The sequence below is a fragment of the uncultured Lutibacter sp. genome (assembly GCF_937891065.1).
GTDB lineage: Bacteria > Bacteroidota > Bacteroidia > Flavobacteriales > Flavobacteriaceae > Lutibacter.
The window spans coordinates 1-10603 of sequence record NZ_CALAEQ010000256.1 but is presented as its reverse complement, the minus strand read 5'-3'; the positions used below and the strand labels follow the sequence as shown (position 1 = coordinate 10603).

Here is a 10603-nt window from a genome sequence, read left to right as displayed (position 1 = left end):
TTTATTGTCTAGATATTTTATTGGTTTGGTTTTTCAAATCACTATATTGTTTGTGATTTATACTTTTACACTCCTTATTTTTGGAATTGAAAATGCAGTAGTCATAGCCTTTTTATGCGCACTCTTAAATTTAATTCCCTATGTAGGACCATTAATTGGTGGAGTAATTATGCTATTTTTAAGTATGAGTAGCAATCTTGGCCAAGATTTTCAAACTGAAATATTACCAATTACTATTTATGTAATGATTGGCTATTTGTTTGCTCAATTAATTGATAATTTTTTAAGTCAGCCTTTAATATTTTCAAAAAGTGTAAAATCACATCCATTAGAAATATTTTTAGTAATAATGATTGGAGGAGTTTTGTTTGGCATTACAGGAATGATAGTTGCTGTTCCAACTTATACTGCAATTAAAGTAGTTTTAAAAGCATTTTTAGCTGACAATAAAATTGTAAAATCATTGACAAAAAATTTATAAATGACTACTTACATAGCACTTTTACGAGGTATAAACGTTTCTGGTCATCATAAAATTAAAATGGTTGAATTAAAACAACTCTTTATCAATTTGGGCTTTGAAAATGTAATTACATATATACAAAGTGGCAATGTTATTTTTGAATCTTCAGAAAAAAATAATTCTAAAGTTGAAGAACAAATTGTAGAACAGGTAAAAAAAGAATTTGGACACACTATTAAAGTGTTAGTAATAACAAAAGAAAATCTGTTAACTATTTTTACCTCAAATCTTTTTTTGAAAGATGAAACAATAGATACCAAAGCATTGTATGTAATACTTTTGAAAGAGAATTATAACATCGAAGGAATTGAATTAATTGAACCATATATTACAAATAATGAAGAACTTGAAATTGTTGGAAATTGTGCCTATATTAATTATCCCGGTGGTGCTGGAAACTCTAAATTAACCATAAATATTATTGAGAAAAAATTGCAAACCGTTGCAACATCTAGAAACTGGAGAACAATTACTAAATTAGTTGAACTAAGCAATCAATAATTGAATACTACTGTTTTAAATAAAGACGTTCAGCAATTTATCAATGCTAATTTAAAATCTGATATTACAAAACTGATTTTAAAAGGGAGCCCGTTTGAAGAGGTTAGTATTCAAGAAATAGCCGAACAAATTATTTCAAAATCAAAATGCGAATCTAAATTGCAAACTTGGTTTAAAACTCCAACTATTTATTTCCCAAATAAGTTAAACATAGAACAAACCTCATCTGAAATTACAGCAAATTATAAAGCTAATTTGGTTTCAGGCAATTCTTTAATTGATATCACTGGTGGTTTTGGAGTGGATGCTTATTATTTTTCACAAAAAGTTAAAAATGTAATTCATTGTGAGATTAATGAAGATTTATCTGAAATTGTAACTCATAATTTTGAACAATTAAAAACAAAAAATATTGAAACAATTGTTGGTGATGGATTGGAATATTTAGAAAAATCAAGATCTAAATTCGATTGGATTTATAGTGATCCATCAAGAAGAAATGATGTAAAAGGAAAGGTATTTTTATTAGAAGACTGTTTACCAAATATTCCCAATAATTTAGAGTTGCTTTTTAAAAAAAGTAATCATATTCTTATAAAAGTATCACCAATTCTTGATTTAAAGAGTGCTATAAATGAATTAAAATTTGTGAAAGAGATTCATATAGTTGCAATTGAAAATGAAGTGAAAGAATTGTTATTCATTTTAGAAAAAAATCACAATAAACAAACTGATATCAAAACTATTAATTTCAACAAGACAAATATTCAGCAATTTAATTTTAAGTTATATAGTGAAGTTTCAGCAACCTATTCTGAGCCAAAAAAATATTTGTTTGAGCCAAACTCAGCAATTTTAAAATCTGGTGCATTTCAACAAATATCTGTTCAATTAAACGTTGATAAATTGCACCAACATTCTCATTTATATACTTCAGAAAACTTGATAGATTTCCCTGGAAGAAGTTTTGAGATAAAACATATAATTCCTTACAACAAAAAAGAATTAACAAAACTAATTCCTTCAAAAAAAGCAAACATAACAACTCGTAATTTTCCAGAAACTGTAATTCAAATTCGAAAAAAGATTAATTTCAAAGATGGTGGTAATTTATACCTGTTTTTTACGACTGATATAAACAATAAACACCTAGTTTTGATTTGCAAAAAGGTTTTATAGCCAAAGCATACTCATTAAATTTTAGTATTTTTACCCATTATACTCAGCGAAAAATGGCAAATAAAAATATACGTACATTATCTTCTAGAAAAGGATTAAAGGATAATTTATTCGAAAATATAGCAGATTTATCTCATAAAAATGCTTCAAAAGAAGATTTTCAAGAATTGGCAAAACGATTTTTAATTGATGATTCTGTTGTTGTTGGTACTTCATCATTTTACGATTTTACGCGTGAAGAAAACCGAAATAAAAAAGTACATATTTGTAGTGGAACTGCTTGTATGGTTGCTAAAACACAAGATAATCTTAAAAAAAATATAAAAAATCATTTTAAAGAAAATGAAATTGGTCACGCAGCTTGTGTTGGTCGATGCCACACCAATAATGCTTTTATGTACAATGGAAATACATATTCTATTAATTCAGAAGAAGAATTAAAAGAAATTGTAAGTACTAAAAAACATCAAGAAAACGATTATAACATCGGTTGTAATACTACACCTATTTTAACATCTAAAATTGAAAATATAACTTCTTTCTATTCATTAGCTGAAGAGTTTAAAAAGAATCCACAACAAGTAATTCAAGAGGTGAAAACTTCTAATTTACGTGGTCGTGGAGGTGCCGGATTTCCATTTTGGTTTAAACTGGATGCTGTTGTAAAAGAAACAAATACGCAAAAATACATTGTTTGTAATGCCGATGAAGGTGATCCTGGGGCGTATTCAGATATGTATTTAATGGAACATCAGCCACATAAAGTGTTGTTCGGAATGTATATGTCAGGATTAACTGTTGGTGCAAATACAGGCGTCTTATATATTAGAGGTGAGTATCCAGATTCCATTAGAAAAGTTAATGATGCAATAATTAAATTACAAGAAAAAAACTTGATTGGCGATTTTAAGTTCAAAATTATTCGAGGACAAGGCTCTTATGTTTGCGGTGAAGAAACAGCACTTTTAAATTCTATTGAAGGTTTACGCCCTGAAGTTCGTGTTCGTCCGCCTTATCCTGCTCAATACGGTTTATTTGGGAAACCAACAGTTTTAAGTAATGTAGAAACGTTTGCCAATATTCATTGGATTTTAGAAAATGGTGGAGCAGCATATGCAAAACTTGGAACAAAACAATCTACTGGCACAAAATTAGTTTCATTAGATAGTTTTTTCAACAAACCTGGACTGTATGAAATTGAAATGGGTACTGATTTACATACCATTTTTTATGAATACGGTAACGGATTTAAATCAGACATCAAAGCTTTTCAAATTGGCGGTCCATTGGGAGGAATTGTTCCAAAAGACAAAATTGGAGAATTAACCCTCGATTTTGAATCGTTAAACAATAATGGATTTTTATTAGGACACGCAAGTTTTGTTTCAATACCTAAAGATTTTCCAATGATAAAATTTTTAGAGCATTTGATGGAATTTACTGCTGATGAATCTTGTGGCAAATGCTATCCTTGTAGAATTGGGTCATTTAGAGGTATGGAGATGCTTCAAAAATCTCAAAATTCAGACTATAAAATAGATCGAAAATTGTTTGATGATTTATTAGAAACCTTAGAAATTGGTTCTCTTTGTGCCCTTGGCGGTGGAGTTCCACTTCCTGTAAAAAATGCGTTGCAGTATTTTAATGACGAACTTCAACACTATTTTACTTCAAACTAAAACAATATGAAAGCATATATTGAAAACATAGCATTCGATTATATTCAAGGTGAAACCATCTTAGAATTTGTAAGAAGAATTGAAGAAAATAAAAACGCTATTCCAACAATGTGTCAAGATGATAGATTGGAAAATTTTGGGTCTTGTAGAGTATGTTCTGTAGAAGTAGCACGTGAAAAAGACGGAATTACAAAAACAATGGCTTCTTGCCATACGCCTATTTCTGAAGGATTGTATATTTATCACAATACCGAAAGAATGAAACGACTTCGTAAAAATGTTGTTGAGTTAGTTTTAAGTGATTATCCTGCTGATAAAATTTTCCCAGCAGAAGGAAAAAAAGCAACACCTTTTCAAGAAACTATTGCTCAAATTGGAATTCCAAACGTACGTTATCCTGAAGGAAAAAATCATTTAGATATTGAAAGAGATAGAGCGCATCCATATATAAAATCAGACTTATCACAATGTATTAATTGTTTTCGATGTGTAAGAGCGTGTGAAGAAATTCAAGGTGAAATGATTTTAGGAATGAGCGGTCGCGGTTTTGCAACCAATATTATAAAAGGTTTCGATACTTCTTTTGATGAATCTGCTTGTGTTTCTTGTGGCGCTTGCGTGCAAACGTGTCCTACAGAAGCCTTAACGGATAAATTTGAAACAAAAACGCTGATTGCTGATAAAACTGTTAGAACAACATGTACCTATTGTGGTGTTGGTTGCCAGTTAGATGTTTCAGTTATTGATGGAAAAATAAGAGGAATCCAAGCTCCTGAAACTGCCGAAGTAAACCAAGGTCACACGTGCTTAAAAGGCCGTTTTGCCTTTCAATTTTACGATCATCCGGATAGGTTAAGAGAGCCTATGATTAAAAAGAATGGGAAATTTGAAGAAGTAACTTGGGATGAAGCTTATGATTTTATTGCTAAAAAATTAGTAGAAATAAAAAATAACTACGGTGCAAATTCAATTGGAGGAATTTCTTCTTCAAGAGCTACAAACGAAGAAAATTATTTAATGCAAAAAATGATTCGTGTTGCTGTTGGAACAAATAATATTGATGGTTGTGCTCGTGTTTGCCACGCTCCTACTGCTTTCGGAATGCAAAAGTCGTTTGGAACTGGAGCTGCCACAAATTCTATAGAAGATTTAAAACAAGCCGATGCTATTTTCTTATTTGGTGCAAATCCGGTGAAAGGGCATCCTGTAACTGGCGCCAAAATTAAACAAGCATTTATGAAAGGAGTTACTTCTATTGTTGTAGATCCTATAAAAACCAAATTAGCAGATTTAGCAACTTACTTTTTACAAATTAGACCAGGAACTAATGTTGCTATTTTAAATATGATTGCACATTATATTGTAAAAGAAAATTTAGTAAATCAACATTTTATTGCCTCTTACACAGAAAAATATATAGATTTTAAAAACCACGTTGAAAACCTTGATATGGATGAGTTAGAAACGCTTACTGGTGTTTCTAAAAATTTAGTAAAAGAAGCTGCCATTGCGTATGCAAAATCTGATAGAGCAATGGAATTTCACGGTTTAGGTGTTACGGAACATTTTCAAGGTAGTAAAACAGTAATGTTACTTTCTAATTTAGCCATGATGACTGGAAATATTGGTAGAAATGGCGTTGGGTTAAATCCTTTACGAGGACAAAATAATGTTCAAGGAGCAGCAGATATGGGAGTACAACCACATCAAGGAGCTGGATATTTAGATATAAACGACCCTGAAATTCAACAATATTATGCTAAAAAATATGGTGTTAAAAAAATGCCTGAATTTGAAGGTTTAAAAATTCCTGAAATGCTAGATGCTGCCATTGATGGAAAATTAAAGGCATTGTATATTATGGGAGAAGATACTATAATGACGGATCCAAACACCAATCATAGTATTAAAGCTTTTGAAAAATTAGAATTAATTGTTGTTCAAGAGTTATTTATGACTGCAACTACTGAAATGGCAGATGTGGTACTTCCTGCTTCTTCATATTTCGAGAAAAATGGAACATTTACCAATGGTGAAAGAAGAGTACAACGTGTTAATAAAGTGATTGAACCAATAGGAAATACAAAACCTGACGGACAAATAATTATTGATATAATGAATAGATTAGGTTACAATCAGCCTACTGGTTTAACGTACGATGCTGCGAAAGTAATTGAAGAAATTGCAGATGTTATTCCGTTTATGAAAGGTTTGAGCTGGGAACGATTAGGTGAAAATGGTTTGCAATGGCCAATAAAAGAAGATGGAACGGATACAAAAATGCTTCATATTGAAGGTCAATTTAAAAAAGGTGTAGGGACATTTCATCATTTTAACTTTGAAGAATCCCCAGAAATTGTTTCACACGGAAAAAAATATCCATTTATTTTAACTACTGGTCGTGAGTTAGAACATTACAATTCTGGAACTATGACTCGTAGAACTGATAATCAAACTATTTTAGGAAAAGATTTTCTAGAAGTGCATCCAAGAGATGCAAAAGCAAAAGGAATTGATGATGAAGAAATAGTTAGAATTTTTTCCGATAGAGGAAGTGTTCACATTCCAATAAAGTATTCCAAGAACGTTAAAAAAGGAGTTCTAAGAACAACTTTTCATCAACCTGAAGTGTTTATTAATATAATTACAGGAAGTGTTGGGGATAAAGAAACTTTAACACCAGAATACAAAGTTGTGGCGGTTGATTTTGAAAAAATATAATAGATGCAAACATTAAACTACGAAGGTTTACAAATTAATAATGGCGATTCTAAAAAAGTAAATGACGCTTTAGTAGTTGAAGCAGCTTTACAAATAAATATTAATTCAGAACCATACACTGTTGTTATGAGAACTCCGGGTGACGATTTTGAATTAATTAGAGGGTTGTTATACGCCGAAGATATTTATAAGAATATTAAAAACTTAGACTTTGAAGTTATTGAAAAAAGAGAAAATGGTTTTTCTATTATAAATGCTTCAATTCCCAAAAAATTCATAGGAAAAGGTTATTTAAATAAACGCACCTTACTTTCTGTTTCTTCCTGCGGAATTTGTGGAAAACAAAAATTAGAAGACATTTCAGTAACTGGAAAAAAACTAAAACCTAAATTTTCATTTGACACCAAAAAATTGAAACAACTATTTTCTGAAATGACCTCAAAACAAGAAACGTTTGATCTATCAGGAGGTTCACATGCTGCTGCATTATTTAATATTGATTACCAAATTTTAGCATTAAAAGAAGATATAGGGCGTCATAATGCTGTTGATAAAGTGATTGGTCAGCTACTAAATGATAATTCTTTAAAACAAACAACAGGTATGTTGGTAAGCGGTCGCGTTTCTTATGAAATAATATCTAAAGCATTTATTGCTAAAATCCCAGTTGTTGTAGCTGTTTCAGCCTGTTCAACTTTGGCGGTTGACTTTGCAAAAGAATTTGGAATTTGTTTAATTGGCTTTTCTCGTGGCAACAAAGCAACTATTTACTCAAAATAAATAAACTACACGATTTAATAAATAAAATGCATTTTTTTATTAATAGATTGCACATTACAAATATTATTGTATATTTGTAAGTAATAAGAGCGTCCCTATAATTGCAAATTTTTACGGAGAGAATTTGTAATTTGTTGGTTTTAACATTAAAAACACCCAGTTTTAATGAAATAAAAATCAAATTTTGCTTTTAAAATCTCCAAAATAGAAGTTTTATATACTAAAATAAAAAGTATTTTAAATCTTGTTTTTAATGGCTTACCCCTATAAAAACAAGAAAAAATAGCTTTTCGAAACCCTTATTTTTAAAATTTTTTAAAAATAAAGAGGGATTTTATTTGCCTATTTGTAAGATTAAATGTAAATTCGATGTTCTTACTAATCATTTAATTCTTACTAAAAATGAAAAAATTAAAATTAATTTTCGGATTGCTTATGGTATCTGCTTTTGTAGCAGTTGCAGTTTTAAGCTACACTTCTACAGACAATACAGCTCTTAAAAAAAGCGATATTATTTTACCTAGAAACGGATAAATAACATCTATTTTTTTAGCTTAAAGCATTGATACCACAATAAAATAAATTATTGTGGTTTTTGTATTTAATAAAATTAATTAAAATAATTAAAGTATATTTGAATAACCTTAGAATAAATTAACCCCATGAAAAGCAAGAAAAAAACCTCATTATGGACAGGTAGTTTTATTATTTTATTAATAATATTTATACCCTATTTATTGTATATTCACCAAAATATCCCTAGAGATATTGAAACATACGAAACTCTATTAGGCACCATTAAAGGTGGTTACTATGACAAAGTTCAAACTTATATTTATTTTCTATTATCAAAGTTTGTTCCACTAGCTCTTTTAACAATATGGTTTTTAACAAACAAACACTGGTGGGTACACGCTATCACAATTCCAATATCTGTTTATTTATTTCAATTAATTTCAGTTATTAATGATAGTGAAGACTTTGTAGATGAAGTAGATTTTATTTACAGCGTACCAATTGCTGTTATTGTTGTTGTTATCTTATACTTTTTAAGAAGTAAATTAGCTATTTATATACTTGCCACTGATTTAAAAAAAGAAATGGATGAAAATATGAAAACTCCAAAAAAAATAGGTTAAAAGAGACATTACATATATTTTATATTTAAAATAACCTATATGAATTTTTTAGCTCATTTTACACTTTTCATACTCTGTGTAAATTAAACATATTTGGCTATTTCTGACGTATGATTGTATCCTTTTAATTATGGTAATATTTCTTAATTAGCTATACAGTAAGAATAAAAATAACCAATTTAGTCTCTGTTTCAAATGTAAAAATCTAAAATTCGCTTTTTAAAAAAATAATATAAAATAAGCTGTTAAAATTGGTATTTATTAGCTTCCTATTTTTAATAATTCACTTCATTTAAAACCAAAAAGATACAGGTTTATGATTTTTATTAAGTTAATATAAAACATTGAAACAAATCCATTTAGCTAATTAAATCTATCCGAAATTTTATCATTTTTAAACATAAATTGGTTAATTACTAACACTTTTAGTTCTGAGTAATTTTTATATTTGTAGCTTATGTAAAATTTAAAAAAATGAGCGAATATAGTAAATGGCATCACCCATATAAAATAGCAAAGGAATATAATAAAAAGGTTGCTTATTTTAGTATGGAATTTGGAATTCATCAAGCTTTAAAAATTTACTCTGGAGGTTTAGGTTTTTTGGCTGGTTCACATATGAGATCCGCTTTTGAGTCAAAACAAAATATGATTGGTATTGGAATGCTATGGAAATATGGCTATTACGATCAAGCTAGAAATGAAGACCAAACATTAAGAGCTGACTTTATTGAAAAAACATATAATTTCATAGAAGATACAGGTATTGAGGTAGAAGTTCCATTACATGACAATCCTGGAGTAAAAGTAAGAGCTTATATTTTAAAACCTGAAATATTTGGTTGTGTACCAATGTATCTATTAAGTACCGATGTTGAGGGGAACGATCATTTATCAAGAACAATAACCAATCATTTATATGATTCCAATGAATTAACGCGAGTTTCACAAAGTATAATTTTAGGTATTGGTGGTGCAAAAGTTGTAGAAGCTTTAGGCGGTGCCGATAAATATCATTTAAATGAAGGTCATGCATTGCCTGCATTTTACTATTTAAGAGATCAGGGAATTAAAAAAGAACAATTTGCATTTACCACGCATACTCCAGAAAAAGCAGGAAATGAAGAAAGAGATGCGCGTCACTTAAATCGTTGCGGTTTCTTTGGAAGAACACTTTCTGAAGAAGAATTAAGAAAAGAAATGGTAAATAATGGTATGATTAATTATACTGTTTCTGCACTTCGTATGGCTAACAGATCTAATGCAGTATCTAAATTACATGCTGTAGTTTCAAATGATATGTGGAAAGGTTTTGATGGAATTTCTAAAATAATTCCTATCACAAATGCACAAAATCAAAATTTTTGGCAGGATATTGAAATAAAAAAAGCTTGGCAAAAGAAAAGTGCTAAAGCTTTTAAGGAAAGAAAATCTGAACTTAAATCTGAACTTTTTGATATCGTTTTAGATCAAACAGAAAAAATATTTGATCCAAATGTAATTACAATTGTATGGGCAAGACGTTTTGCAGGTTATAAAAGAGCTGATATGTTTTTATATGATTTAGAACGATTTGAAAAATTACTTTCTAATGAAAAATATCCAGTTCAAATTATTTGGGCAGGTAAACCATATCCAAAAGATTACTATGCTATTGATATTTTTAATCATTTAGTTAATTACTCTAAAAATTCTAAAAATTTAGCAGTGCTAGTTGGTTATGAAATTGATTTATCAAAAAAATTGAAGTATGGATCTGATATATGGTTAAACACTCCAAGAATTACGCGAGAAGCATCAGGAACTAGCGGTATGACAGCAGCTTTTAATGGTTCTGTAAACCTCTCAATTAATGATGGTTGGATTCCAGAATTTCAAAAAAATGGAGAGAACTGTTTCGTATTACCTGAGTTAGATCACAATCGACCAGTTTGGGAACAAGATGAAGAAGATTGCTCAAACTTATTTGATATTTTAGAAAATGAAGTTTTACCAACCTATTACGACAATCAAAAAAAATGGCAACAAATTGTTTTTAAAGGTATAGATGATGTAATTCCAGAATTTACAAGCAAAAGAAT

9 protein-coding genes are annotated in these 10603 nt (G+C 29.4%); all 9 read left to right on the top strand.

Features of this window, described 5'->3' with window-relative positions:
• The coding region (locus Q0352_RS13670; protein WP_299528403.1) for an AI-2E family transporter at window positions 1–481 on the top strand (481 nt) is incomplete at its 5' end.
• Window positions 482–1024 carry a DUF1697 domain-containing protein gene (locus Q0352_RS13665; RefSeq protein WP_299528401.1) on the top strand — a complete coding sequence of 181 codons (543 nt, stop codon included), beginning with the start codon at window positions 482–484 and terminating at the stop codon, window positions 1022–1024.
• Window positions 1025–2203, top strand: coding sequence for a class I SAM-dependent methyltransferase (locus Q0352_RS13660; protein ID WP_299528400.1), 1179 nt, complete (start codon window positions 1025–1027; stop codon window positions 2201–2203).
• A 53-nt stretch (window positions 2204–2256) separates the two neighbouring features.
• Window positions 2257–3882: an NADH-ubiquinone oxidoreductase-F iron-sulfur binding region domain-containing protein gene (locus Q0352_RS13655; RefSeq protein ID WP_299528399.1), complete on the top strand. Its 1626-nt coding sequence runs from the start codon at window positions 2257–2259 to the stop codon at window positions 3880–3882.
• A gap of 6 nt (window positions 3883–3888) precedes the next feature.
• Entirely contained in the window at window positions 3889–6603 is a 2715-nt protein-coding gene (fdhF, locus tag Q0352_RS13650) for a formate dehydrogenase subunit alpha (RefSeq protein WP_299528398.1), read from the top strand.
• Window positions 6604–6606: 3 nt separating this feature from the next.
• Window positions 6607–7383 carry a formate dehydrogenase accessory sulfurtransferase FdhD gene (fdhD, locus tag Q0352_RS13645; RefSeq protein WP_299528397.1) on the top strand — a complete coding sequence of 259 codons (777 nt, stop codon included), beginning with the start codon at window positions 6607–6609 and terminating at the stop codon, window positions 7381–7383.
• A gap of 402 nt (window positions 7384–7785) precedes the next feature.
• The gene (locus Q0352_RS13640; RefSeq protein ID WP_299528396.1) at window positions 7786–7917 is read left to right on the top strand and encodes a hypothetical protein; all 132 of its coding nucleotides are present in this window, start codon (window positions 7786–7788) and stop codon (window positions 7915–7917) included.
• 128 nt (window positions 7918–8045) lie between these two features.
• Complete coding sequence (locus Q0352_RS13635) at window positions 8046–8522, top strand: hypothetical protein (protein WP_299528395.1); 477 nt, start codon at window positions 8046–8048, stop codon at window positions 8520–8522.
• 474 nt (window positions 8523–8996) lie between these two features.
• The coding region (gene glgP, locus Q0352_RS13630) for an alpha-glucan family phosphorylase (protein WP_299528394.1) at window positions 8997–10603 on the top strand (1607 nt) is incomplete at its 3' end.

Bases quoted from the DNA above. Each gene is read 5' to 3' on its own strand.
- Q0352_RS13640 (WP_299528396.1), top strand. From the start codon at position 7,786: ATGAAAAAATTAAAATTAATTTTCGGATTGCTTATGGTATCTGCTTTT.
- Q0352_RS13665 (WP_299528401.1), top strand. From the start codon at position 482: ATGACTACTTACATAGCACTTTTACGAGGTATAAACGTTTCTGGTCAT.
- fdhD (WP_299528397.1), top strand. From the start codon at position 6,607: ATGCAAACATTAAACTACGAAGGTTTACAAATTAATAATGGCGATTCT.
- Q0352_RS13635 (WP_299528395.1), top strand. From the start codon at position 8,046: ATGAAAAGCAAGAAAAAAACCTCATTATGGACAGGTAGTTTTATTATT.
- Q0352_RS13655 (WP_299528399.1), top strand. From the start codon at position 2,257: ATGGCAAATAAAAATATACGTACATTATCTTCTAGAAAAGGATTAAAG.
- fdhF (WP_299528398.1), top strand. From the start codon at position 3,889: ATGAAAGCATATATTGAAAACATAGCATTCGATTATATTCAAGGTGAA.